At 48.5% G+C, this 26048-nt stretch carries 17 protein-coding genes; all 17 read left to right on the forward strand.

The genetic code is table 11. The features are described from left to right. Positions 1 to 9: 9 nt before the first annotated feature. The 17 genes from wzc to ACXKZD_RS06660 all read left to right on the forward strand — a co-directional run bounded on the left by wzc (position 10) and on the right by ACXKZD_RS06660 (position 26045). Positions 10 to 2187: a tyrosine-protein kinase Wzc gene (gene wzc, locus ACXKZD_RS06580; protein ID WP_010248139.1), complete on the forward strand. Its 2178-nt coding sequence runs from the start codon at positions 10 to 12 to the stop codon at positions 2185 to 2187. A 277-nt stretch (positions 2188 to 2464) separates the two neighbouring features. Beyond that, complete coding sequence (locus tag ACXKZD_RS06585; protein WP_010248137.1) at positions 2465 to 3601, forward strand: EpsG family protein; 1137 nt, start codon at positions 2465 to 2467, stop codon at positions 3599 to 3601. A gap of 128 nt (positions 3602 to 3729) precedes the next feature. Continuing rightward, complete coding sequence (locus ACXKZD_RS06590; protein WP_031591361.1) at positions 3730 to 4647, forward strand: glycosyltransferase family 2 protein; 918 nt, start codon at positions 3730 to 3732, stop codon at positions 4645 to 4647. A 69-nt stretch (positions 4648 to 4716) separates the two neighbouring features. Then, the gene (locus ACXKZD_RS06595; protein WP_010670978.1) at positions 4717 to 5469 is read left to right on the forward strand and encodes a glycosyltransferase family 2 protein; all 753 of its coding nucleotides are present in this window, start codon (positions 4717 to 4719) and stop codon (positions 5467 to 5469) included. 46 nt (positions 5470 to 5515) lie between these two features. Beyond that, positions 5516 to 6550, forward strand: a complete 1035-nt coding sequence (locus ACXKZD_RS06600; RefSeq protein WP_010670977.1) for a glycosyltransferase — start codon at positions 5516 to 5518, stop codon at positions 6548 to 6550. 82 nt (positions 6551 to 6632) lie between these two features. Then, the gene (locus tag ACXKZD_RS06605; protein WP_010248126.1) at positions 6633 to 8849 is read left to right on the forward strand and encodes a phage tailspike protein; all 2217 of its coding nucleotides are present in this window, start codon (positions 6633 to 6635) and stop codon (positions 8847 to 8849) included. A gap of 159 nt (positions 8850 to 9008) precedes the next feature. Continuing rightward, entirely contained in the window at positions 9009 to 10271 is a 1263-nt protein-coding gene (gene wcaK / locus ACXKZD_RS06610; protein ID WP_033758402.1) for a colanic acid biosynthesis pyruvyl transferase WcaK, read from the forward strand. A 4-nt stretch (positions 10272 to 10275) separates the two neighbouring features. Beyond that, positions 10276 to 11499, forward strand: coding sequence for a glycosyltransferase (locus ACXKZD_RS06615; RefSeq protein WP_010248122.1), 1224 nt, complete (start codon positions 10276 to 10278; stop codon positions 11497 to 11499). After that, a complete protein-coding gene (locus ACXKZD_RS06620; RefSeq protein WP_050680142.1) occupies positions 11496 to 12836 on the forward strand; it encodes a lipopolysaccharide biosynthesis protein in 1341 nt (446 codons plus the stop codon). The genes ACXKZD_RS06615 and ACXKZD_RS06620 overlap by 4 nt, the downstream gene beginning before the upstream one ends. Before the next feature lie 278 nt (positions 12837 to 13114). Beyond that, a complete protein-coding gene (galF, locus tag ACXKZD_RS06625; RefSeq protein WP_010248118.1) occupies positions 13115 to 14017 on the forward strand; it encodes a UTP--glucose-1-phosphate uridylyltransferase GalF in 903 nt (300 codons plus the stop codon). A 42-nt stretch (positions 14018 to 14059) separates the two neighbouring features. Continuing rightward, on the forward strand, positions 14060 to 15073 hold the full coding sequence (galE, locus tag ACXKZD_RS06630; protein WP_010670976.1) for a UDP-glucose 4-epimerase GalE: 1014 nt from the start codon (positions 14060 to 14062) through the stop codon (positions 15071 to 15073). Positions 15074 to 15621: 548 nt separating this feature from the next. Next, positions 15622 to 17037 (forward strand): mannose-1-phosphate guanylyltransferase/mannose-6-phosphate isomerase, encoded by a 1416-nt coding sequence (locus ACXKZD_RS06635; RefSeq protein WP_488981954.1) that lies wholly within the window; start codon positions 15622 to 15624, stop codon positions 17035 to 17037. A gap of 14 nt (positions 17038 to 17051) precedes the next feature. Next, the gene (gene cpsG / locus ACXKZD_RS06640; protein ID WP_425027373.1) at positions 17052 to 18434 is read left to right on the forward strand and encodes a phosphomannomutase CpsG; all 1383 of its coding nucleotides are present in this window, start codon (positions 17052 to 17054) and stop codon (positions 18432 to 18434) included. Between the two features lie 5 nt (positions 18435 to 18439). Further along, positions 18440 to 19225, forward strand: coding sequence for an ABC transporter permease (locus ACXKZD_RS06645; protein ID WP_163658587.1), 786 nt, complete (start codon positions 18440 to 18442; stop codon positions 19223 to 19225). Then, positions 19225 to 20511, forward strand: coding sequence for an ABC transporter ATP-binding protein (locus ACXKZD_RS06650; RefSeq protein WP_324700750.1), 1287 nt, complete (start codon positions 19225 to 19227; stop codon positions 20509 to 20511). Before ACXKZD_RS06645 ends, ACXKZD_RS06650 begins: the two co-directional genes overlap by 1 nt. A 54-nt stretch (positions 20512 to 20565) precedes the next feature. After that, positions 20566 to 22317 (forward strand): GT99 family glycosyltransferase N-terminal domain-containing protein, encoded by a 1752-nt coding sequence (locus ACXKZD_RS06655; RefSeq protein ID WP_488981955.1) that lies wholly within the window; start codon positions 20566 to 20568, stop codon positions 22315 to 22317. Further along, entirely contained in the window at positions 22317 to 26045 is a 3729-nt protein-coding gene (locus tag ACXKZD_RS06660; RefSeq protein WP_488981956.1) for a glycosyltransferase, read from the forward strand. Before ACXKZD_RS06655 ends, ACXKZD_RS06660 begins: the two co-directional genes overlap by 1 nt. Positions 26046 to 26048: the final 3 nt, after the last annotated feature.

The raw sequence follows: 26048 nt of genomic DNA on the forward strand, positions 1-26048 counted from the left end.
GGATTATCCATGAATATAAAAAATAAGGTCAGAACCGCGCCGGGAGAGGATTCGAATGGATGGGATCTGGCGCATCTTGTGGGACAGCTAATTGATCATCGCTGGATCATTGTTGCCGTTACCGCTTTTTTCATGCTGGCGGGAACACTCTACACACTGTTTGCAACACCCATTTATAGCGCAGATGCGTTAGTTCAGGTTGAGCAGAAGAATGCCAGCACCGTTCTGAACGAAATTGACAGCATTCTGCCACCGACACCAGCCTCTGATACGGAAATCGAGATTCTGGAATCCCGTATGGTCATCGGCAAAACCGTTGACGATCTGGGTCTGGATACCGTCGTTGAGCAGAACTATTTCCCGGTTATCGGTAAAGGTCTGTCGCGCCTGATGGGCAACAAACCCGCCAGTATCGCGATTTCGCGCCTGGAAATCCCACGCACTATCGACAAACGTAACGTTGAACTGGAAGTGACCGGTCCGGATAGCTACACCGTCTCAAAAGATGGCGATGAGCTGTTCAAAGGTAAAGTCGGCCAGCTGGAGTCGCACGGCGACATCAGCATGCTGGTCAGCGAGATTCACGCTGATGAAGGCACCAGCTTCACCGTGACCAAGCTGAATAACCTGCAGGCGATCCGTTCAGTGCTCTCTAACCTGACCGTGGCAGACAAAGGTAAAGATACCGGCGTGCTGGGTCTGGAGTATCTGGGTGAAGATCCAGAGCAGATCAGCAAAGTGCTGAACCAGATTGTGAATAACTATCTGTTACAGAACGTTGAGCGCAAGTCAGCGCAGGCAGAGAAAAGCCTGGAGTTCTTACGCACTCAGCTGCCTGCCGTGCGCAGCAAGCTGGATGAAGCGGAAGACAAGCTGAACACCTTCCGTCGTCAGAACGAATCTGTTGACCTGTCACTGGAAGCGAAATCCGCTCTGGACTCCTCTGTCAGCGTGCAGAGTCAGCTGAACGAACTGACCTTCCGTGAAGCCGAAGTCTCTCAGCTGTTTACCAAAGATCACCCGACGTATCGCGCGCTGCTTGAAAAACGCAAAACGCTGGAAGGTGAGCAGGCTCAGCTGAACAAGAAAATTGCTGGCATGCCACAGACTCAGCAGGAAATCCTGCGTCTGACCCGTGACGTTCAGTCTGGTCAGGAGATCTACATGCAGCTGCTGAACCGTCAGCAGGAGCTGGGTATCAGTAAAGCGAGCACCGTGGGTGATGTCCGCATCATCGATGGCGCGCAGACTGCTAACTCGCCTGTTGCACCGAAGAAGCTGCTGATCATCGCCGCGAGCCTGATTTTCGGTCTGTTTGTGTCAGTGGGTCTGGTTCTGCTGAAAGCGCTGCTGCATCACGGCATCGAGAACCCGGATCAGCTGGAAGAGCTGGGCATGAATGTCTATGCCAGCGTTCCACTGTCAGACTGGCAGCGTAAGAAGGATACCGAAGCCCTGGCGCGTCGTGGCAGCAAGGTGAAAACCGATCCGCACGAAACGCTGCTGGCGCTGGGTAACCCGACTGACCTCTCCATCGAAGCGATTCGTAGCCTGCGTACCAGCCTGCACTTCGCGATGATGGAAGCGAAAAACAACATCCTGATGATCACCGGTGCCAGCCCGGGTATTGGTAAAACCTTTATCTGTGCCAACCTGGCGACCCTGGTCGCGAAAGCGGGTCAGCGTGTTCTGTTTATCGATGGCGACATGCGTCGTGGTTACACCCACGAACTGCTGGGCGCAGATAACAAATCAGGTCTGTCCAACGTGCTGTCCGGTAAAACTGAGTTCAGCCCGGCGCTGATTCAGCAGGGCGTGTACGGTTTCGACTTCCTGCCACGTGGTCAGGTTCCGCCGAACCCGTCTGAGCTGCTGATGCATCGTCGCATGGGTGAGCTGCTGGAGTGGGCGAGCAAGAACTACGACCTGGTGTTAATCGATACGCCGCCAATCCTGGCCGTCACCGATGCCTCTATCATCGGTAAGCTGGCCGGCACCTCACTGATGGTGGCGCGTTTCGAAGCCAACACCACCAAAGAAGTAGACGTCAGCTTCAAACGCTTTGCCCAGAACGGTATTGAGATTAAAGGTGTGATCCTCAACGCCGTGGTGCGCAAAGCCGCTAATGCGTATGGCTATGGGTATGACTACTACGCCTATGACTACGGCAAGACGAACAAAAGCTGATCATTGAGCAATAAAACAGGGGGCGGTCTGACCGCCCCTTTTTATCGTCCCTTTGAATGACGACACGCATCAATTTACACAGGTTATTCTGTCCAAACCCACAAAAGCGATACATCTATAAATCGCATGGCGAGCGTCACTCAACAGAATTCATCACCAGCAGGCATCGCCCGCACGCAATTTGTGACCGTGCAATCAGACTCGCTGTAAAGCCAGTCGGTAAGGCGAAGCGTGATTATTGCTGGCATGAGAACTTGTGGAATTAAGGAATCACACCATGGCTCCATATTGGTATGTATCAGGCTTTTTACTGCTGCTTTCGCTGTTTGAAATAGCGCTAAAAAAAGACGAACGCACAAATTATATTCTGACCTGGCTACTCTGTTTTGCCGCCGTGACTTTGATTATTTTCGGGGGAATACGCGGTCTTGGTACCGGCATGGATGACTTTCAGTACCGGAGCTTCTTCGAAGACTTTGTAAGACGTATTGAGATTAATGGCTTCTTTAATACCGTTGCGTTTTTCCGTTACGAACCGCTGATTTTTGCGATGGCCTGGCTCACCAGCCTGTTTTCGCACAATGCCAGCATCTTCCTGTTTGTCTTCTGCGCCATTGCCGTTTCCATCAATACCTGGTTTTTCAGGAAGATGTCTCCGTATCCGGTGCTGGCGCTGGTGCTCTATTCGGCGCACATCTTTATCAACAAAGACATTAACCAGATTCGCTTTGGCCTGAGTTCTGCGCTGTTCCTTGGCGTTCTCTGGTCGATCTATCTCAAGCGCTACTGGTGGGCATTTGCCTTCTTTATTCTGTCGTTCACGAGCCATAACACCGGTGTCATGGTGGTGACGCTTGTGCCGTTCCTGTTTATCCGGGACTGGCGCTGGTGGCCGGTCATTATCATCGTTGCCAGTCTGCCGCTATCGGTTGTGGGTGGCTCGGGCTTTATTGCCCTGATTGCCGGTCATCTGGGATCGCTGGGAGAGAGGGCATCGGGCTATAACAATGACCCCTCCTATGCAATGGGTGGCAGCATCCTGGCCGTATCGAACCTGAAAAACATCATGCTGGTGTTTGTCTTCTTCTATTTCATGCTGACCGATAAGCTGAAGCGCGAGAATTACGCCCAGTATCGCCTTAACTATCTGCTGATTTTAAGTTTTGCCATCGGCGGAGCGATCAGGATCTTCCTGTATAACTTCCCGTCAGGTTCGCGCCTGTCCAACTATCTGCAGCAGGTCGAGCCGATCATCCTGACCTCGCTGATTTATCAGGCAAGGCGATCCTGGAAGCCAGCGCTGTATGCCATGCTGGTGTTCTTCCTGCTCTATTACCTCTACTACAACACCATTTCAACCAAACAGGCCGTTACCGGTTATGAAGTGGCGCGGGAGTTTTGGCTGATCCACTAATCAATCTGACGACCGCCTCTGGGTGACGAGTTTCACCCAGGGGCGGTCGTCGGTCAGAACACAGGTTTTTCATCGACCGTTGTCGAATGAACTGTTTATTTTTGAACTACTTTAATGAGGTGCTGGCAATGAAGGACATTCGTTTCTCCATCGTAATTCCGGCTTATAACGCGTCAGAATCGATTGTCACGACGCTGGATTGCGTTAAAGCACAAACGTATCGCAATTTCGAAGTCATCATCGTTGATGATAAATCTGCGGATGCCGCCGCGCTGGCGGATGTGGTGCGCAGCGAACGCTACCGGGATCTCGATATCAATCTGGTGCTCTCCGAGGTCAAACTCAACGGCGCTGGTGCGCGTAATAAAGGCATTGAGCTGGCGACCGGTGACTACGTCAGCTTCCTTGACGCCGATGATGAGTGGGCCGCGGACAAACTGCAGCAGGTGAGCGAAAAAATTGCTCAGCTGGACGCGCAGGGCAAAAAGAATTTCGTCATTTTCAGCCAGGTGAATATCTATCAGGATGGCACGTTCCTGAAAGTGATGCCGATGCAGCCGCCAGGCAAAAATGAAACGGTCGCGGAGTATCTGTTCGGCTGCTACGGCTTTATCCAGACCAGCACCATTGTGCTGAAGCGGGAAGACGCGGCAAAAATTCAGTTCGATACCCGCTACATCCGTCATCAGGATTATGATTTCTGCATTCGTGCCGACCGCATGGGCTATGACTTTGTGATGATCGCCGCACCGCTGGCGAACTACCATCTGGTCACTAAGTTTGGCTCGAAACACAAAGGCGAATCGGTGAACTACTCGATGTTCTGGCTCGATAGCATGAAGCCGCATCTTACCCCGCGTGATATCCACACCTACAAAGCTTTTAAGCTGCCGCTGCGCTACAAGATGGATGGTAAGTCGCTGATGGCGAGCCTGAGCTTCGCGCGCTACTTCTTCCTCACCAACAAAGACAACCGTGCTTATTTCATGAACCGGGTTAAAGACAAGGTCAGGGCACGTTTCGGCGGTGAGAAAGCGATCTCCTGACGCGCGCCGCGCCTCGCTCTGCTCCTGATGCCAGGAGCACCTCTCTTTTCGATAAATTCAGGGTTGAAGATGAATACTTCTGTTGGAACCGTTGGCATTGTCATGCCTATGTATAATGCACGTCAGACGGTGTTACGCGCGGTGCAATCGGTTATCAATCAGCACTATACCGACTGGCATCTCTATCTGGTCAACGATAAATCGACCGATGACTCGCTGGAATTTGTGCGTGAGCATTGTCAGGATCCGCGCATTACCATTCTGGATAACGCGGTCAACATGGGCGCAGCAGAAACCCGTAACGTCGGGCTGCGCGCGGCCACTGAAGAGATTATCGCCTTTCTCGACAGCGACGATGAGTGGCATGCGGATAAGCTGACCCAGCAGGTCGCTGCCATCGCGGCCGGTGATGATTTTGTGATTACCGAATATCACTATAAAACCCGCAAGGCTGAGCACGACATTACCTACGGCAAACCTTACCTGCAGCAGGAAAACTTTGTGAAGAAGCAGTATCGCGTCTGCTTCTCCTCCGTCTGTTTCCGCCGCCCGCCGCAGGGGCTTTTCTTCCAGCGCAAAGGCCACGAAGATTTCCTGTTTTTGTATGAATTATTCACCCGCTATAAGCAGGCACGCGTAATTCAGACGATTCTGGTCAACTATTACGAATTAGGCGATTCCCTTTCCCGTAATAAGAACAAAGCGGCCCAGTGGCACCTTGAATTATTAAGAATTATCTATAAAAACAATCCTTTAAAAATCTATTACTATTACGCCTGGTATATGGTGAATGGTGTGCTGTTTACCCTTAAGCATCGTTAAGCCTGTCGGCAGGATTGTCTTTAAAATTTGAGGTGGATAGCGTTTCATGAAAAAAATTGTCCTGGTGATCAAAGATGCTTATTCGTATGCGGGCACCGAGAACATCTGTAACTTCATGTCAGAGTGTCTTGGCGAGACCCATGAAGTCACCATCTACTCGCTGGAAGGCAGTGGAAAAACCTTTTACCCGTTTGAGCACGTCAAACAGATCGTCAGCTTTGAAGGGCAGAGCAATCCGATCAAAAGCGCGGTTGCCCGGATTCACGAAGAGGGTTTCGATACCGTCTTCCTGATCAGCATGGGTCGCCTGAGCGTGATGTTCGCTTTCTGGAATCTGCTGGCGATGAAGAAGAAGCGGGGCAAAGCCTACGCCTGCGAACACATCGCCATTAACTCCTTCAGCAAACCGATTAAGTTCCTCAAGTTTCTGCTGCTGCGCTACTACGACCGCGTGATTGTTCTGACCGACAAAGATCATCAGGTGTTCAGCCGCTGGCGCATTCCCAGCAAGCAAATCCCCAACCCGGTGGTTTACAAAGACTATCAGCGCCAGACCCGTCATCGCCAGGCGCTGGCCGTAGGCCGTCTGGATAACCAGAAGGGCTTTGACCTGATGCTGGATATCTGGCGCGACTTCGCCCGCAGCCATCCTGACTGGACGCTGGTGATTGCCGGTGACGGTGAACTGCGTCAGCAACTGCATGACCAGGCGGCGGTGCTGGGCATCACCGACAGCGTGAAGTTTGTCGGTAAGGTCAGCAATATCAACGACTACTATCGCGACAGCGATATGGCGCTGATGACCTCGCGCTATGAAGGATTGCCACTGGTACTGCTGGAAGCAAAATCCTGGTCACTGCCGGTAGTGGCATATGACTGCCCGACCGGTCCACAGGAGATCATCAATCACGGGGAAGATGGTTTCCTGGTTCCGATGAACGACAAAGCCACGTTTCTGGCCCGAATGGAGCAGCTCGCCAGCGATGACGCGCTGTTCTATGCCATGAGCGAAAAAACGAAACAGACCGCGCTGAAATTCGACGGTAATCAGATTAAGCAAAGCTGGCTGTCATTGGTTTAACCGGAGCTGGAAAAGCTCACTTGCGACGTGCCTCAGGGACACCGCCATGGCCAATGGCCTTATTGACTACGGGAATTGATGCATGAAAAGAAGAGAAGTTTTACAGACCGCCGCCTCCGCTCTGGTGGGGGCTCTCTCCGTGAGCACCTTTTCCAGCTACGCTGCAAAAAGTAACGGTATCGCCCTGAAGCCGGTCGATGCCACTGACGTGCCTAAAGGCGACGTGCCAATTCTGACCCCGGAAAATGTCTACGCCATGCCGCCGCAGTTCTGGCAGGGTTTTGAAGGCAAACTCTGGATTGGTAAAGCAGGTGCAGATGCCAGCAAACCGGGCAACCAGATCCCGGTCTTCCTGCGTGATGCCAGCGGCAAAGTGTCGGAGATTGCTCAGCCTATCGCGCTGAACAAAGGTAACTTTGCCCAGTTTATTCAGGACAATGCTGCGCTGATTGCCAATCCGTCGCATTCGATGGCAGTCGAGGACAGCAGCGGTCAGACGCTGTTCAACATCGCGGATGTCAGCCGTCCGGGCGCTGCAGATTTCAGCCAGCGTCTGGCGCAGCCCGCGGGTTATCAGCTGATTGGTGAGATCCCGTCCGTAGCGGAGTTACGCAAAACCCGTCCGCTGTTTGAAGGGGCCAAGGTTAAGCTGAAAAGCTGGCATGAAGGACGGGAAGTCGGCGGCGGCGAGTTTGTTGGCAGCTTCCAGCCCGCTCAGAATGATGGCGGCGTAAACTTTGCCGGTGAGGGCTTTTCCTGGCGTCGCGTGGTAGACGATTTTAACCGCCTGACGCTGTTTGATTTCGGTGCGATTGCCGATGGCAAAACCGATACGGCACCCGCCATTATGGCGATGTTCCAGTGGTCACAGCAGGCTAACCAGCAGATCTGTGTCCAGTTCCCGGCCGGTACCTTCATGGTCTCAGCCTGTAACCTTGGCGATAAGTATCTCAACTTCTTCCGCATGTCCGGTGCGATGGTAAACTTCGGCTACTTCCCGGCGACCACGATTGTCTCGGATGGTAAGTCAGAGTTCGTCTTTGAGATGAATGCCCGTCGGGTTGAGCTTTCCAACCTGAATTTTAACGGCAACAGCGATAAAAGCCCCAACAAGCAGGGCTTTTTCCATAACAACTGCCCTGGCGGACAATATTTCCGTGGTGCCTGCCTGCGCTTTAACGCAGTCGGCGGCACCGCCATCAGCCTGCAGGATACTCTGGATTGTAAAATCGACCAGTGGTACGCCTCACGCTGCAGCGGCGATGTGATCAAATCGGGCTGGTCAGGGCAGAAGCAGGGCAAATGGGACCACAGCACCGCGATTGAGCTGTCGAACTTCAATGCGCAGTACTGTCGTGGTGGCAAAGTCCTCAACCTGCCGCGCTGCGGCCAGTCGATTATCCATAACGGCTGGATTGAGCACTGTGATAATCCGGGCGATCTCTCCAACGGCCAGTGGATTGTCGATGCGCTGAGCCTGGAAGATTGTAAGAATCCGCTGATCGCGCATAACACGCGCCTGAATATGCGCCAGACCAGCCTGCAGTCGGGCAGCTGGATCGACAACTCCATGCAGGGCGACCGTCTGCTCAGCATCTGGGAGATGGGATCGACCCGCGTGGAGTCCTATGGCGTCGCGCTCGATGGCAGCCTGAAGTACAACTACATTACCTCGCGCTGGCGTTTAGAGAACAACACGAATCAGGAAACCTGGTTTGATCTCGGCAGCCTCTACTCCCCGACGGTGGGTGATTCGTGGGAGATCGAAATTTTTGGTCAGTCGCAGTTCAGCAACGGCAGTGGCGATAAGCCGCTGATGGACCTGATCGGTGACAAGACCACCGGTGGCCGCGCGATGATCCACGTACAGCGCAAAAAAGATCGCTCTGAAGCGAGCTGGTCGGCCGAAGGCAGCAGCCCGATTGTCGATGTGCGCTATGTGGCTGAGCATGACACCGATGTCCGCATCTTCGTCAAACTGGCGGGCTGGACGCCGTCGGTGGCCGTGCTGGTGAAAACCACCGGTAAAGATCGCTTTGTCACCGGTCGCTGTGCGCGCGTTAACGCGAAGATGGAGAAGGGCAATCCTCCGGCGGGCGACGCGACTAAACGCGCGCCGCAGCGCTTCAGCCTGCACAACGGCAAAGCGGGCGTGGGCGCTAATGAGCAGGGCGACCTGCTGATGGCTTCCCGTCCGCTCTCCGCCGATCAGGTCGATACCAGCAAGCCAGAAGGTTTTGTTTCCGTCGTGATCAACGGCAAACAGGTCGCACTGCCTTACTTCGCAATCAAGTCGTAACACCTTGCATCACGGCCGCCACAATGGAGGCGGCCGGTTTTAACAGGAGCACTACCTTTGGGTGCGTTATCCCGTAAAGCATTACTTTAAACAGAGTTCATTTTGCCCATTGCGGATCTGGGCGGCTTACAGAATTAAAAAAATTTATTCGGAGTTGTTATGAAAATTTTATTGGTGGGTAACCACACGTGTGGGAATCGCGGGGATGGCGCGATTCTTCGTGGACTGATTGATTCTATGAAGTCTGCACGCAGTGATTTAGAAATTGATGTTATAAGCCGTTATCCAACCAGCTCCGGTTATCTGCTCCAGCAGGATATTCAGCAGGACGCGCTGTATCTGCACAACAGCAAATCAGGCAAAGGTCTGGTCGGTTCGTTTAAGCGTAAAGTCGCGAACCGCCTGATGCCCGATATCATGATGGCGCATCTGGGCAAGGGCGGGATCTTTAAGTCTTTCTCTGTACCCCCGCACCTGAAGGCGTTTACTGACAGCCTTGCAAAATATGATGCGATTATTCAGGTTGGCGGATCGTTCTTCGTTGACCTCTATGGTGTGACCCAGTTTGACCATGCGCTCTGTGCGCTGATGGCGAAAAAGCCGATCTACCTGATCGGTCACTCGGTGGGGCCGTTCCAGAACCCGCGCGTCAATGCGCTGGCAAACTTTGTCTTTGATCGGGTCGACAGCCTGGTGCTGCGTGAATCGGTCAGTCTTGACCTGATGAAGCGCGATGGCGTCACCAGTTCTAAAGTCGCGTCTGGCGTTGATACCGCTTTCCTGGTGCGGGCACGCGAAGTCGAAAATCCGAGCCATAACCTGCTCTACTGGCAGGGCATTATCGATGGCCGTAAAACCATCGCGATCACCGTGCGTGAACTGGCACCGTTTGATAAACGTCTGGGTGTGACGCAGAAAGAGTATGAAGCGGCATTTGGCCGGGTGATCAACGCCATGATTGCTGAAGGCTATCAGGTTGTGGCGTTCTCAACCTGTACCGGCATCGACAGCTATGCCAAAGATGACCGCATGGTTGCACTGACCCTGCGTGACCACGTGACGCAGCCTGAACATTACCATGTCATTATGGATGAGTTTAATGACCTGGAACTGGGCATCCTGCTGAATCATTGTCATCTGACCATTGGTACCCGCCTGCACTCGGCGATTATCTCCATGAACTTTGGCACCCCGGCTGTGGCGATCAACTACGAGCACAAGTCGATGGGTGTGATGAACCAGCTTGGTCTGCCGCAGATGGCAACCGATGTGAAAAGCCTGATGGATGGCTCGCTAATCGACAAGGTGAAAACTGTGCTTGCCGATTACGACAACATCAAGCTCAAGGTCGACACGGCCGTTGCGAATGAAAGGGAAATTGGCAACCGGATCACTGAAGAGATTCTCAAAGTATTAGGGTAATGTGATGAAACTGACTTTTTTCACCATGCGTTTCCCGGTTGCCTCTGAGACATTCGTATTAAATCAGGTAACCCACTTTATTGATGCCGGTTACGAGGTGGAGATTATTTCAGTCTTTCCCGGCGATTTAGTGAACCGGCATGCCGCTTTTGATGAGTATGGTCTGGCGGCGAAGACGCATTATCTGCTGCCGGAAGAGAAGATCTCGATTGTCGATAAGCTGAACCAGCGCATCAAGCTGGTGCTGCCAAAAGTGACGAAGCCGTCGCTGCTGCGTTCGCTGAATGTGCGCCGTTATGGCGCACAGTCCAGCAAACTGCTGCTGCCGTCGATTGTGGCGAATGCTAAACAGACCTTCACCGCAGATGTGTTCCTGGTGCATTTCGGCTATGCCGGTGCGCTAGCGAACAAGCTGCGTGAGCTGGGCGTGCTCAAGGGTAAACAGGCGACCGTGTTTCACGGCGCCGATATTTCCCGTCGTCACATTCTGGAAGAGCACAAACTCGACTATGTGAATCTGTTCCGCCAGAGTGAGCTGATGCTGCCTATCAGCAATCTGTGGAAGAACAAGCTGATTGAGATGGGCTGCCCGCCGGAAAAAATTCACGTTACGCGTATGGGCATTGAGCCGGAGAAGTTTAACTTCCAGCCGCGCCAGGCGTTTCAGACGCCGCTGCGTATCGTTTCGGTGGCACGTCTGACCGAGAAGAAAGGGCTGGATGTGGCGGTCAAAGCCAGCGCCATCCTGAAGCAGCGTGGCGGTCAGTTTCAGTACACCATTATCGGTAACGGCGATCAGGATGAGATGATGCGTGATTTCATCGCCCGCGAGGGGATGGAAGATTGCGTCAGCATGCCGGGCTTTAAACCGCAGGAGGAGATCCGTCGCGCGCTGAGTGAGGCTGACATCTTCCTGCTGCCCTCCAAAACCGCCGCAGATGGCGATATGGAAGGTATTCCGGTTGCACTGATGGAGGCGATGGCGGTCGGCCTGCCGGTGGTCTCAACCTTCCACAGCGGCATTCCGGAGCTGATCGAAAACAACGTATCTGGCTGGCTGGTGGAAGAGGACGATCCTGAGGCGCTGGCGGAGACGCTGCTGAAGCTCTCTCAGGGTGAAGTGGATGTGGCGCCCGTGGTCGCGGCCGCCCGTCACAAAGTTGAGACTGAATTTAATCAGCATATCGCCTACGGCGAACTGGCACAGATTCTGGAGCGACTGGTGTGAGTGGATTTAAGTCACAGGCGATTTGGCTGTTCGGCAGCACCTGCTTCTCGGCAGTGCTGCAGGTTGCACAGCTAAGCTTTCTCGCCCGCAAACTGGAAACCCACGAGCTGGGTCTGTTAGCCATCATCAACGCCATCCTGGCGGTGGCGGGTGTGCTGCAGGATATGGGGATGAGCAGTTATCTGGTGCATCGCCAGAACATTACCCGTCGTGAGCAGAGCACTATCTACTGGGTGAACGTCTCACTCAGCTTGTGTACTGGCCTGATCATGCTGCTGATCGCCTTCCCGGTCTCCTGGTTCTATCACCTGCCGGAGCTGGTAGGTCTGATCATGCTGACCAGCCTCAACTTCCTGGTGCTGGGGCATCTGTCGCAGTATCAGGCGCACTACATCAAAACCAAGAGGATGGTTTCGCTGGCGAAGATTGAGATGGGCACCAAGCTGTTTGCCTTCCTCTGTGTGGTGGCGATGCTGGAGTTCACCTCGCTCACCGTAGCGGCGGCGATTCTCGGTCTGTTCATTAACGCCTTTACCCGCATCCTCTGCATGATTGCGCTGGGTGAGAAGTCGTGGCGTCCGACCTGGGAGTTTGATAAAGCGACCTTTGTTGGCGCGATTCGCTACGGCAGCTATCAGCTCGGCTCGCAGACCATTAACCAGCTGCGAACCCAGGCCGATGCGCTGGTAGTGGGTAAAGTGATGGGTGCCGAGATGCTGGGTGTTTACTCGCTGGCGAAAGAGCTGGTGCTGCAACCGCTGAAGCTGGTGACGCCGGTGATTAACCGTCTGGCACTGCCGCGCTTTGCAGAGAAGCAGCACGATGCCGAGCAGCTGAAGAAGCTGTTCCTCAAAGGCACGCTGGGGATCATGCTGTTCAGCAGCGCGATGTACCTGGTGATTGGCATCTTCTCGCCGGTTATCGTTCGTGTGCTCTACGGCGCATCCCACGAGCAGGTCTATCATCTGATTCCGCTGATGCTGCTGTTTGGTATGCTGCGGCCGATGGGCGGACTGACCGGGGCAATTTCCCAGGCCAATGGACGGACCAACGTTGAGTTCTACTGGAACATCGTGGCGAGTATTGTGGTTCTGGCGGTGCTGGCAACCACCTTTATCTGGCCGAACGTGCTCTATGTGGCGCTGACGCTTTCCATCTCGCAGATTCTGATCTCGGCACTGGCTCATCCATTCTTTATCAAGCCGGTGATTGGCATTCGGTTTATCCCTTATGCCCGACAGTGGGTGGCGGTGTCGGTGGTATTTGTCGGCATAATGTTGCTGGTGAATCACTTTAATCTGTTTGTGATGCCAGAGTGGTTTGAAGGCTGGTTGTAATCACAATTGCGTTATATCAACGGGCGGCCTCAGGGTCGCCCGTTTTCATTTATGGCTGGTCTCAGCCGCGCGGCGACCAGGGGTTGAAATAACAGAGGCGATATTCGATTACTGATTGTCTTTATTCAGTTTATGCCGTTGCTGGCAATGGGCAAAATGCCGAATTTCCAAGTTATGACAGAGAGTTACTGTCCGATTTTCAGATAAAGATTATACTTGCTCTTCCGGCCGATCCTGCATAATCGACCCACATCTTCATTTTATTAAACGGAATAAATATGACCAAGCTTAAAGCAGTAATCCCGGTTGCGGGCCTCGGTATGCATATGCTCCCTGCGACTAAAGCCATTCCGAAAGAGATGCTGCCTGTCGTCGACAAACCGATGATCCAGTACATCATTGACGAGTGTGTTGCCGCGGGTATTAAAGAGATTGTGCTGGTCACGCATGCATCGAAAAATGCCGTAGAAAACCACTTCGACACCACCTATGAGCTCGAAGCGCTGCTGGAAGCGCGCGTGAAGCGTCAGCTGCTGAGCGAAGTGCAGTCTATCTGCCCGCCAGGCGTAACCATCATGAACGTGCGCCAGGCACAACCGCTGGGCCTGGGCCACTCGATTCTCTGTGCCCGTCCGATGATCGGTGACAATCCGTTTGTGGTCGTGCTGCCTGACGTGCTGCTGGATGACTCCACCGCTGACCACATGCGTTACAACCTCGCAGCAATGGTTGCCCGTTTTGAAGAGACCGGCCACAGCCAGGTCCTGGCACAGCATATGCCCGCGTCCAATCTCACTGAGTACTCGGTAATCACCACTGCAGAGCCGATTGATCACCCTGGCGACATCAGCACCATTACCGATTTCGTTGAGAAGCCTGAAGATACCGCCGGACTGAACTCTGACCTGGCTGCGGTAGGCCGCTATGTCCTTTCTGCTGATATCTGGGCCGAACTGGAGCGCACTGAGCCAGGCGCGTGGGGCCGTATCCAGCTGACCGATGCCATCGCCAGCCTGAGCAAACATAAAACCGTTGATGTTTCGCTGCTGACCGGTCACAGTTTTGACTGCGGTCGTAAGCTCGGTTACATGCAGGCGTTTGTCTCTTACGGCCTGCGCAGCAACGCGCAGGGTCGCGATTTCCGCGAAGCTATCCAGACCATCCTCGCAAAACAACAGTAATTTATTTGTCGCGCCCTGCGCGGCAGATTGAAAGGAGCTCAAATGGCAATTTTAGTCACGGGCGGAGCAGGATATATCGGCTCCCATACGGTACTGGCGCTGTTGCAGCGCGGTGATGATGTTGTGGTTCTGGATAACCTCTGCAATGCCTCACGCGAAGCGATTAACCGCGTTGAGAAACTGGCAGGCAAAAAAGCGACCTTCGTTGAAGGCGATATCCGTGATCGCGCCTGTCTGCGTGACCTGTTTGCATCCAACAGCATTTCAGCCGTGATCCACTTTGCTGCGCTTAAAGCCGTCGGTGAATCCACGCGTATGCCGCTGGAGTACTACGAGAACAACGTCGCGGGCACCGTGGTGCTGCTGGAAGAGATGCGTGATGCCGGCGTCTGGAACTTTATCTTCAGCTCATCAGCAACCGTTTATGGCGCAGATGCCCCGGTTCCTTACGTTGAGACCACGCCGATTGGCGGCACCACCAGTCCATACGGCACCTCTAAGCTGATGACCGAATTCGTGATGCGCGACTTCGCCAAAGCTGAGCCGAAGTTCAAGGCGATTGCGCTGCGTTACTTCAATCCGGTTGGCGCGCATGAGTCAGGCGAAATCGGTGAAGATCCGGCGGGCATCCCAAACAACCTGCTGCCGTACATTGCACAGGTTGCGATTGGCCGTCTGGAGAAGCTGGGCGTGTTTGGCGGTGATTACGATACGCCAGACGGCACCTGTCTGCGTGACTACATCCATGTCGTTGACCTGGCGGAAGGGCATCTGAAAGCACTGGATTATCTGAGCAAAGTTGAGGGCTACACCGCCTTTAACCTGGGCGGCGGCAAAGGCTTCTCGGTGCTGGAGATGATCAAAGCGTTTGAGAAGGCGTCCGGCAAGGCGATCCCGTTTGAGATCAAGCCACGTCGCGATGGCGACCTGCCTGCGTTCTGGGCTGATGCGTCACTGGCTAACACAACGCTCGACTGGCGCGTGACGCGCGGCATCGATGAGATGATGCGCGATACGTGGAACTGGCAGAGCAAGAACCCGGATGGGTTTCGGTAGTCTGCGATGAAATTCAAAAAAACCCGGCTCAGGCCGGGTTTTTTTGTGCCTGCGTTAAGAGAAATTGCATATTCCTGCTCACTCTCCTCACCTCAATGCCAGATTGTGACTGACTGATGACCTAATACGGAATTATCCTGGTCTGGCTTCTGTAGTGTTTAATCACAATAGCGGGTAATCCGACTCTGTGAAGAGGCGCAAAGCGCGATTCCCCATACGCTACTATGCTGTTTTGCCAGTGATTACATTTACTCATGCAGGATGAGAGCAATGTTTAGTCACACTTAAGTTTTGTCACTGGCAATGAAAGATTAGGCATATTATTTTTGCCGCACAAAATGTACTATTTGGTGTTATCCCGGAACCTGTATGCGATTGATTAAAATATAATCAGCGCATCGACAGGCTAACCTGTGAAGGTAAGATTCCTATCACACAGCGCATTGGTTGCTGCAAGCCAGGGGCGGTAGCGTGGCTGTTTATTCATAATGAATAAAAATTGACCCGCTTATATGCATAGCATGTTTAAATTTGTTAGAGGATGTGGAATGTTACTTCCCGTAATCATGGCCGGAGGAACCGGCAGCCGCTTATGGCCCCTTTCCCGCGAACTTTACCCAAAACAGTTCATCTGTCTGCACGGTGAGCACTCCATGCTGCAGGAGACGGTTAATCGTCTGAGCGGCGTCGAAGCGCGCGCACCGATGGTCATCTGTAACGAGGAGCATCGTTTCCTGGTTGCCGAGCAGTTGCGACAAATTAACAAGCTATCTCATAACATTATTCTCGAACCGGTAGGGCGTAACACTGCTCCGGCCATCGCGCTGGCTGCGCTGAACGCCGTAGAGCAGGGTGATGATCCGGTTCTGCTGGTGCTGGCCGCCGATCACGTGATTGAAGACCGTGCTGCGTTTCATCAGGCTATCCAGGTCGCTACCGCTTATGCCAAACAGGGCAAGCTGGTGACTTTTGGTATCGTGCCAACCGGTCCGGAAACCGGATACGGCTACATTCAGCGTGGCGAAGCACTGCCAGGCGCAGAAAGCGGCCCTTATGAGGTTCAGCGCTTTGTTGAAAAACCGAATCAGAGCACCGCTGAGCAGTATCTTGAGTCCGGTGAATACTACTGGAACAGTGGCATGTTCATGTTCCGGGCTAAACGCTATCTGCAGGAACTGGAGAAATTCCGTCCGGATATTCTGGAAGCCTGCCGTCGCGCCATGGCTAACGTGAAAGAAGGGAATGATTTCATCAGTATTGATAAAGATGATTTTATCGCCTGTCCTGACGAGTCAGTGGATTACGCAGTAATGGAACAGACCGATGCCGCAGTTGTCGTCCCGCTTGCAGCCGGATGGAGTGATGTCGGTTCATGGTCTGCACTGTGGGAAGTAAACGACAAAGACGCTCACGGCAACTCCCTGAAGGGCGATACCTTCCTGCACAACACCAAAAACTGCTATATCAACAGTGAAGACCAGCTGGTTGCCGCCATTGGCGTTGAGAATCTGGTCATTGTGAACACCAAAGATGCTGTGCTGGTTGCACGTAAAGACCAGGTACAGGACGTTAAGCGGGTGGTTGAGTTCCTGAAAAGCGAGTGCCGCAGCGAATATCGCCGCCATCGTGAAACTTACTGGCCATGGGGACGTTGCGATTTGGTGGTCAACACTGGCCGCTTCAACGTTAACCGCATTACGGTTAAGCCGGGTGAAGCCTTTGAACTGCAGATGCACTATCACCGCACTGAACACTGGGTGATTCTCTCAGGCACAGCGAAAGTCACCATTCAGGATAAAACCCTGCTGCTGACAGAAAACCAGTCAACCTTTATTCCAATCGGTCACCCGCATACCTTAGAAAATCCAGGCAAAATTCCCCTGGAACTTCTGGAAATCCAGTCGGGTTCTTACCTTGGTGATGACGACCTCATTTTGATTAAACAACAGTTTGCAAGTAAGTAAGGACAGACACGATCATGGCAGCACTGACCTGTTTTAAAGCTTATGACATCCGCGGCGAGTTAGGCACTGAACTGAATGAAGACATCGCTTACCGCATTGGCCGCGCCTATGGTGAATTTATCCGGCCAAAAACGATCGTGGTGGGCGGTGATGTCCGACTGACCAGCGAGTCGTTAAAGCTGGCACTGGCGAATGGACTGCGGGATGCGGGCACCGATGTGCTCGACATTGGTATGAGCGGAACAGAAGAGATCTATTTCGCCACGTTTCATTTAGGCATTGATGGTGGCATTGAAGTGACTGCCAGCCACAACCCGATGAACTACAACGGGATGAAACTGGTACGGGAAGGTGCTCGCCCGGTCAGTGGTGATACCGGTCTGCGTGACGTGCAGCGCCTGGCTGAAGCGAATGATTTTGCTCCGGTAGAAGAGAGTAAGCGCGGCAGCTATAAACAGATTTCTGTGCTGGATGCCTATGTCGATCACCTGATGGGTTACATCGACCTGAGCAACTTCACTAAACCAATGAAGCTGGTGATCAACTCCGGTAACGGTGCTGCAGGTCATATCATTGATGAAATTGAAAAACGCTTTAAGCAGGCGAATGCGCCAGTAACGTTCATCAAAGTACATCATGAAGCAGACGGTAACTTCCCGAATGGTATCCCAAATCCGCTGCTGCCGGAATGTCGCAAAGACACTTCTGATGCGGTGCGTGAGCATCAGGCCGATATGGGTATCGCCTTCGACGGTGACTTTGATCGCTGCTTCCTGTTTGATGAGAATGCAGAGTTCATTGAGGGTTACTACATCGTTGGGCTGTTAGCCGAAGCGTTCCTCAAGAAAGAGCCAGGAGCGAAAATCATTCACGATCCACGTCTGACCTGGAACACGATTGATGTGGTGACCAAAGCGGGTGGTATTCCGGTGATGTCTAAAACCGGTCATGCGTTTATCAAAGAGCGCATGCGTGAAGAAGACGCGGTTTACGGTGGTGAGATGAGTGCGCACCACTATTTCCGTGACTTCGCTTACTGCGACAGCGGTATGATTCCATGGCTGCTGGTGGCAGAACTGCTGGCGGTGAAAGGGGAGACACTTTCCGGACTGGTTTCGGAAAGAATGAAGGCGTTTCCTTGCAGTGGTGAGATTAACTCAAAAGTTGAAAACGCGAAATCAAAGATTGAAATTATTAAAGATCGCTATGTAAGCAACGAGTGTACATTAGATCTTACTGATGGAATCAGCATAGATTTTTCAGACTGGCGTTTCAATTTAAGAACCTCCAATACAGAGCCTTTAGTCCGGTTAAATGTAGAAGCAAAAAGTAATCTTGAATTAATGAATGAGAAAACTGTTGATATCCTGGCGTTACTTAATGGAGTCCAGAAGTGAAAGAAATATTTTTAGCGATATTGAGATATCGTGGTTTTATCTGGAGTAGCGTGAAAAGAGATTTTCAGTCTCGCTACCAGATGAGCATATTAGGTGCTGCATGGTTAGTTTTGCAGCCATTGGCCATGATAACTGTTTATACTGTTATCTTCTCAGAGCTCATGCAGGCAAGAATGCCTCAGTCGACAGGTCCATTTGCTTATAGCATTTATCTGTGTTCAGGTATTCTTACATGGGGTTTGTTCGCAGAGATATTATCAAGAATGCAGGTGGTTTTTATTGAGAATGCCAATCTATTGAAGAAAGTAACTTTCCCGAGAATTTGTTTGCCTGTAATTATAATATTATCATGCATAATGAATTTTTTAATTATATTTTCACTTTTTATATTTTTCTTATTGGTAACAGGGAATTTCCCTGGTATTAACATTCTTTACATCATTCCTGTACTCATAATTCAGATTCTTTTTGCAAGTGGTTTGGGCATTACACTTGGAGTTCTTAACGTTTTCTTCCGCGACGTGGGACAGTTTGTCACCGTTTTGCTTCAGTTCTGGTTCTGGTTCACACCTGTTGTCTATGTCTATACAACGCTGCCTGTCTGGGCGCAGGGATGGCTAAGTTATAACCCAATGACCTTCATCATAAATGGCTATCATGAAATTTTCTTGCATAACACAATGCCAGATTTTTTTGCCATGAAATGGACAATAGTTATTTCGATTGTTTTTTGTGGGTTAGGGCTTTATCTCTTCCGTAAGCATGCGGCAGATATGGTGGATGAATTATAATGTATAGTATAAAAGTTGAAAACGTCAGTAAGAGTTATAAACAGTATCCACGAAAAATAGATCGGCTATTAGAGTGGGTTTCTCCGGGCAAGAAGAAGCGTTTTCATGAAAAACATGTCCTTAATAATGTTTCTTTCGAAATAGAAAAAGGTGAGGCTGTAGGTATAATTGGTGTAAACGGTGCCGGAAAAAGCACATTGCTAAAAATTATTACTGGTACAACAGCTGCGACATCTGGACAAGTTAAATCACAAGGACGTATTGCTGCATTACTAGAATTAGGTATGGGGTTTCATCCTGATTTTACAGGAAGACAAAACGCAGTAATAGCTGGTCAGCTTCTAGGTATTAATGAAGAAGACATGGATGAGGTCATACGTGATGTCGAAAGTTTTGCGGGTATAGGTGAATATTTTGACTCGCCGGTGCGAACATACTCGAGTGGTATGCAAGCTCGTGTTGCATTTTCTGTAGCTACAGCAGTTAAGGCCGATATACTGATTGTAGATGAAGCGTTAAGTGTAGGCGACCTTGCGTTTCAGGCTAAATGCATGCAGCGAATGAATAAGATGCTTGAGGACAACGTAACTATACTTTTTGTTAGTCATGCACTGTTTCAGGTAAGGCAATTTTGTTCTCGTGCTGTATATATTGCGGATGGCGAAGTTAAAGCGTTTGGGCCCGCGGCGAAAGTGTGCGACCTTTATCAAAATTCTCTAGTTGAAAATAAAATTTCAATTAAAGAACAGGAAAATACTGGGTTAATAGTTAATCATAAGCTTGATCCTGATATTACAGTTAATCCCAATCTCCGTCAAAACTCCCTTCAGGAAAATGCAGGAAGTCTTGATTTGGAGTTTTTAGATTTTAAAATGTTAAACACAGAGGGTAAAGAGATCGCCACCCTTTATGCAAAAGATAAAGTTACCGTTCAGTCGGTTATACGATGTAACAGAGATGTGCCTGCTGAAGCATGTGTTGGTATGCTTATTGGTGATAAAAATGGTTTCCCAGTGTTAAGCATGAATTCAAACTATTACAATACCCGCCTCGGAGCCCTGAAAGCTGGTGAACACGTTATTATCAGCTGGGATTTCATAATTCCATTTTATATGGGTGAGTATAGAATCGATATTGGCATTAAACCTGAACCTTACTCTTCTGACTTTTATGATCGCATCTTTTGTGTCAAGGTTTTTACTGTCAACACCCCTGTAGAGCTACTAAAAGAAAATTTTGGCGGGATGCTACATATCCCGGCAGAAATGAAAGTCATAAAAAAATAAATTTATTCTGAAGTTTTAGAAATATGTATTAATTACACGAGGTGGATGTTAGTCATGGCAAGTAAGAAATCCAAGTATCTATTTTTTTGGCTTCCCTTTGATGTCAAATATTCCTATGAGACATTTCTGACCGCATTTTACCTTAGCGTTAAGCGATTCCCCTGTAATGATGCTATTCATATTGGACATGAGCAGATTTTTCAGGATGTACCTTCCCATTTGCCCAAAAACTGGCTCGCAGGTTTTAATACAGATCTGCCATGCAATGAAGAAATAAGAGCATTGGATAAAATCATCTGGAATAGCGATGTTTTTTCAGAGCTGGAAGGTAAGCTGAAGTCAAAGAATCTGGTATGGGAACATATCCTTACAAAAGAATATGCGCCATTAATGGAGTTATTTGACTCTGAGCTTATCAGATTAAAAAAAGAATTTGATATTAAAGCAGTTATTTTATGGTCGAATTGCCCTTCTGTTAAGAAAATAGCCAATACCCATAAAATTCCTGTTATTCATAATGAATTAGGCCCTTTAAGAGATCCAATTTATTTGCCTACATGCTATTTTGATTTCAGCGGCGTTAATGGCCATACTGAAGCTGCTGAACGTTTTAAAAATTATGATTCTACAAATGAGAAATATGTTGGGTTTGGGCGCTTAGCTTTACTTAGTTTATTTCTTAAAGTAATAAAGCCGATACGTAAGTTCAACGAATATGAGATTGGCGTTCCTCTTCAGGTAGAAGATGACTCTAATATTATTGCGTACAGTAATGGATTTGATAACCCAGAACTCATTAATTATGCAAAAAATCAGGCCATAAAAGTTTTAATTCGGAAGCATCCTTTCGGACGTATTGACTATAAAGATATTGCAAGTGGAAGTGAGGAGTTAACACCTCAGGAATTTATTGCGCTTTGTGAGAAAATAGTTACAATAAATTCAAGCATCGGCTTTGAGGCGCTGCTGTGGGGAAAACGAGCGGAAATATTAGGAGATTCCCCATTTTCATTTATCAATTTTGATAATAATGATTTTAATAGTGCATTAAGGTTCGGGTTACTTCATTATCTGATTCCATTTGAATACCTTTTTAACATAGATTATTATGACTGGCGTATTACAATGCCAGATGAAGATAGTATTGCGGAAAAACATCTGTTTTATTATCTTGATAAAAAGCATGGTTGGAATAAAAATAATATTAGCATTCAGAAAATCCCTGGTGAGCTGGAAAGCATTCTCTTCAGGAATCTTAACTTAGAATTTGTTGAAAGCGAGAACTTGCTATATTCTGAAGTTGAAAAGCTAAAAGAAAAATTAATACTGCAGAAATCCGTTAACGCTAAAGAAATGGGCTTTCTAAGAGCCGCTCTTGATAGAAACAAGAAAGAACTAGAAGATGCAGTTAGTAAGAATAAATATTTTGCGGACGAAATATGGCGTCATCAACACGTACTCGAACAGGTTTATGCAAGTAAGTCATGGAGATTAACAAAGCCATTAAGATTTATTAATAGTCATAAATCAGAAAAAAATGCATCAATTCCTCTAAGGCGTAAAGTTATTTCCTTCGCTGTGCCTGTTGCAAAAAAGTTGCTTGCAAACTATCAGGCTCGGCGTTTCATTGTATACATTACTAAAAAAACCGGTCTTTATGGAAAGCTCAAAGCGATTTACTTGCAGAATTCGAGTCAGGCTGTTTCATCCATAGTTGATGTTGCAGATGAGAGCTTTAAATCGAGAGATAGTATTACTAATATCAAAAAAATTAAGATGCTTAAAAATCAGAGAGGGAACGATTAATGCGCATAGCAATTGATATGCAAGGGTTGCAGTCGGAAAGTCGGTTTAGAGGTATTGGCCGCTATACTCGCGCAATAGTTAAGTCTCTGGTTAAGCTGGCATCAGATAAAAAATACGAAGTTATTTTGATAGGCAACGGTGCATTTTCTGTAAAAGAAATTGTTGATGAGTTCACACCACTGCTTGGTCGTCAGGCTATTAAGTTCTGGTATCCAGCAGGTCCATGCGCTTTTGAAAAGCCTGACAATCATCATAATAATACTAATGCAAAAATAATTCGTGAAGCCTTTTTTAAAAGCCATAAACCTGATGTTATCTATGTGCCGGCAATGTTTGAAGGTTATCAAGATGACAGTGTCCTAAGCGTCAATGTTTTTGATAAGAATACGCCAGTAGTATCGACGCTGTATGATCTGATACCGTTACATAATCCAGCACAGTACCTGGATCCTAATCCAAATTATAAGAAGTTTTATCTAGAAAAAATTTCCTATTTAAAGGAATGTAAAAAACTCCTGGCAATTTCTGAGTTTTCTAAAACTGAAGGTCAGGAGTATTTTAGTGAGAAAAGTGGTGATATTATTAATGTTTCCACAGCTTGTGATGATATTTTTAAAGTTATAGAGTTCACTCCGCAAGAAAATGACAAAATAAAGCGTAAATTTAAAGTAACTAAACCCTTTATTATGTATTCAGGAGGGGCTGATGAAAGAAAAAACTTGCCCGCTTTAATCAACGCGTTAAGCCAACTTCCAGAGGAATTACGGAAAGCTTATGATTTTGTTTTAGCAGGAAAACTCTCTCAGTTCGATATCGATAACCTCAATCATCATGCACGTAAGTATAAACTAGAACATATGTCATTGATACTGACCGGTTATGTGTCTGATGAGGAGCTCGTACACCTCTACAATATGTGTAAACTGTTTGTTTTTCCAAGCTGGCATGAGGGATTTGGGCTGCCGGCGCTGGAGGCCCTTGCATGTGGTGCCGTTGTCATTGGTGCAGGAAATACAAGCCTGCCTGAGGTGATTGGTACAGAAGATGCATTATTTGATCCTTACAGCGTGACAGATATTAGAGATAAAATTAACAATGTTCTGACAAGTGAATCACTTTATTTATCGTTAAAAAATAAAGGATTGTCTCGAGCTCATGCATTTTCGTGGGAAAATTCTGCTAAAGTTGCACTCGCTGCACTAGAAGAGGTTTTTGAAACTGCAAATGTTGCTAAGCAAGTAACCTTAGAACATACAAGAAAAAAATTGGCTTTTTTTACACCTCTTCGGCCAGCTCGTTCAGGTATTTCACTCTATAGTGAAGAATTATTGCCCGCACTGTCGAAATTCTATGAAATTGATGTAGTCATTGATGATAGCCAGTCTGACGCTAGCGATAATGAACACTATCGTATTATTACCGCTAAAGAATTTTTAGATGCAGCGATGTGCTATGAACGCATCATTTATCAAATGGGTAATTCAGTCTTCCATGACTATATGCATGAGATTCTTGAAATTTATCCGGGCATCGTTTGCATGCATGACTTTTATCTCAGCAACTATTTTCGTCACAAAGAGACTTTTGCTGGTTTTGAACGCCTTTGGAGTGAACAGTTACTTTCTTCTCATGGTTATAATGCTCTTATTAAGAGAGCAGAGATTAATGATGATGAGAAAATAATGTATCGGTATCCGTCTAATTTTAATGTGCTGAGCAATGCGACAGCGATTATCGTGCACTCGGATCATTCGAGGAAATTAGCGAAAGAATGGTATTCAAACAGTCGGGAGCTTGATTGGGAACGAATTCCACTGCTGCGTGCTGAGCCAGTTTCAATGGATAAACAGCAAGTCAGAATTGAACTTGATATTCCCGATAAAACTATATTAATTTGCTCATTTGGCATTCTTGATAGCTCAAAGCTAAATCATATGCTTATTGATGCTTTAGGAAAATTAAAAGAAAATTTAAAAACAAAAATCAAAATGGTTTTTGTCGGCGAGTTAGGTGGAAATTATAAACAAACTATCGAGTCTTTAATAAATAAATATAATCTGCAAGCCGTTGTTGAAGTTACAGGATGGGCCTCTGATACGCTATATCGTCAGTATTTAGCCGCTGCAGACATTGGGGTTCAACTTCGTGCTTTATCACGAGGAGAAACTTCCGCTGCCGTTTTAGATTGTATGAACTATGGGTTGGCTACTATTGTTAACGCTAATGGCTCAATGGCTGAACTGCCTGACGATAGAATAATCAAACTTGCTGACGAATTTATTATTGATGATCTGATAAGTGCCATTGGTTACTTATGTGAAAACAAAGCATTCAGAGAAAATCTGGGACATAGCGCGCATCTCTATATTTCAGAAAAGCACAACCCTACGATCTGCGCTCAATCCTGTTTTCAGCATATTGAAGCCGCCTATAGTAAGGCTGGTATTGCGGTTAATGACATAATCAATAGAATTAACATAACTGACAGAGAATGTGAGCACTATGCCACATTGCTGGCTGCGAATTTCCCAAGAAAGAAATCAACAAGAAGACTGTTTTTTGATGTCTCGCTTATCAAAGATTCCGATTTATGGACCGGCATCGAGCGCGTTACCCGAGCGTTGTTGATTGAGCTTATCAAACTTTCAGATAACTATTTTAGTCTCATCCCGGTTTATATGAGTAAAGAGCCAGGCGGCTATACGTTACGTGAAGCCAATAGCTTTATGAAAAAAATATATCCGCGAATTGTGCCTTTCGTTGATCATGACAGATGTGTGGATTTACATCCAAATGACGTTTACTTTTCGTCCGAGTTAGCCTGCGATTTGGTCCTGGATGCGCAAAAATGTGGATTTTACGATCACCTTATTAAAAATAATGTGAATATCACCTTTATGATTCACGATATTTTGCCTGTCACTAAAAATCACTTTTTCCCACCGGGAAGTAATGAGAATTTTTCAGTTTGGCTAAATACCATAGTTGAATATTCTGATAAAATTATCTGTGTAACTGACGCAGTCGTTAACGAAGTGAAGAAATACATTGATGATAATAAATTAAATAATCCTCGTTTGCACCTGGAACATTCTCATCATGGAGCCGATATTTCTTCCACCATACCTTCAGACGGAATTGATTATCATGATGCTGAAAAGGTTGCGTTGATTACACAAAACCTTTCTTTCCTGATGGTAGGTACCCTTGAACCAAGAAAAGGACACTTGCAGGCCATTGCAGCTTTTGAACAGCTTTGGGCATCAGGTAATGAGGCATACCTAGTCATTGTCGGTAAAGAGGGGTGGAAGGGGTTACCAGATGATGCAAGACGTACAATTCCAGAGATAGTAAATAAGGTTAAAAATCACCCACTATTGAACAAAAAACTTTTTTGGTTTGATAACGCTAGTGATGAATTGTTAAGTGAGCTGTACCAGAGCGCTGACTGTTTACTGTATCCGTCAGAAGATGAGGGTTTTGGTCTGCCATTGATCGAGGCCTCGCAGCATAACAAGCCATTAATATCACGCGATATACCTGTGCTTCGTGAAGTCGCGGGTGAGGGCGCTTTTTACTTCGAATCCAGTCGGCCTGAAGCATTAGTCCGCGCCATAGAAGAGTGGATAGAACTCTTCAAAAATAATGCACATCCTGACTCCGCAAAGATCAGCTGGCTGAGTTGGGCGCAAAGTGCAGAAAATCTTGTTAAAAAACTCTTTGATTAAAAG

This window comes from Pantoea sp. ABR1s, assembly GCF_057812235.1.

Excerpts from the sequence above, each read along its gene's own strand:
- wzc (WP_010248139.1), top strand. The coding sequence starts at position 10 with ATGAATATAAAAAATAAGGTCAGAACCGCGCCGGGAGAGGATTCGAAT.
- ACXKZD_RS06585 (WP_010248137.1), top strand. The coding sequence starts at position 2,465 with ATGGCTCCATATTGGTATGTATCAGGCTTTTTACTGCTGCTTTCGCTG.
- ACXKZD_RS06590 (WP_031591361.1), top strand. The coding sequence starts at position 3,730 with ATGAAGGACATTCGTTTCTCCATCGTAATTCCGGCTTATAACGCGTCA.
- ACXKZD_RS06595 (WP_010670978.1), top strand. The coding sequence starts at position 4,717 with ATGAATACTTCTGTTGGAACCGTTGGCATTGTCATGCCTATGTATAAT.
- ACXKZD_RS06600 (WP_010670977.1), top strand. The coding sequence starts at position 5,516 with ATGAAAAAAATTGTCCTGGTGATCAAAGATGCTTATTCGTATGCGGGC.
- ACXKZD_RS06605 (WP_010248126.1), top strand. The coding sequence starts at position 6,633 with ATGAAAAGAAGAGAAGTTTTACAGACCGCCGCCTCCGCTCTGGTGGGG.
- wcaK (WP_033758402.1), top strand. The coding sequence starts at position 9,009 with ATGAAAATTTTATTGGTGGGTAACCACACGTGTGGGAATCGCGGGGAT.
- ACXKZD_RS06615 (WP_010248122.1), top strand. The coding sequence starts at position 10,276 with ATGAAACTGACTTTTTTCACCATGCGTTTCCCGGTTGCCTCTGAGACA.
- galF (WP_010248118.1), top strand. The coding sequence starts at position 13,115 with ATGACCAAGCTTAAAGCAGTAATCCCGGTTGCGGGCCTCGGTATGCAT.
- galE (WP_010670976.1), top strand. The coding sequence starts at position 14,060 with ATGGCAATTTTAGTCACGGGCGGAGCAGGATATATCGGCTCCCATACG.
- ACXKZD_RS06635 (WP_488981954.1), top strand. The coding sequence starts at position 15,622 with ATGTTACTTCCCGTAATCATGGCCGGAGGAACCGGCAGCCGCTTATGG.
- cpsG (WP_425027373.1), top strand. The coding sequence starts at position 17,052 with ATGGCAGCACTGACCTGTTTTAAAGCTTATGACATCCGCGGCGAGTTA.
- ACXKZD_RS06650 (WP_324700750.1), top strand. The coding sequence starts at position 19,225 with ATGTATAGTATAAAAGTTGAAAACGTCAGTAAGAGTTATAAACAGTAT.
- ACXKZD_RS06655 (WP_488981955.1), top strand. The coding sequence starts at position 20,566 with ATGGCAAGTAAGAAATCCAAGTATCTATTTTTTTGGCTTCCCTTTGAT.
- ACXKZD_RS06660 (WP_488981956.1), top strand. The coding sequence starts at position 22,317 with ATGCGCATAGCAATTGATATGCAAGGGTTGCAGTCGGAAAGTCGGTTT.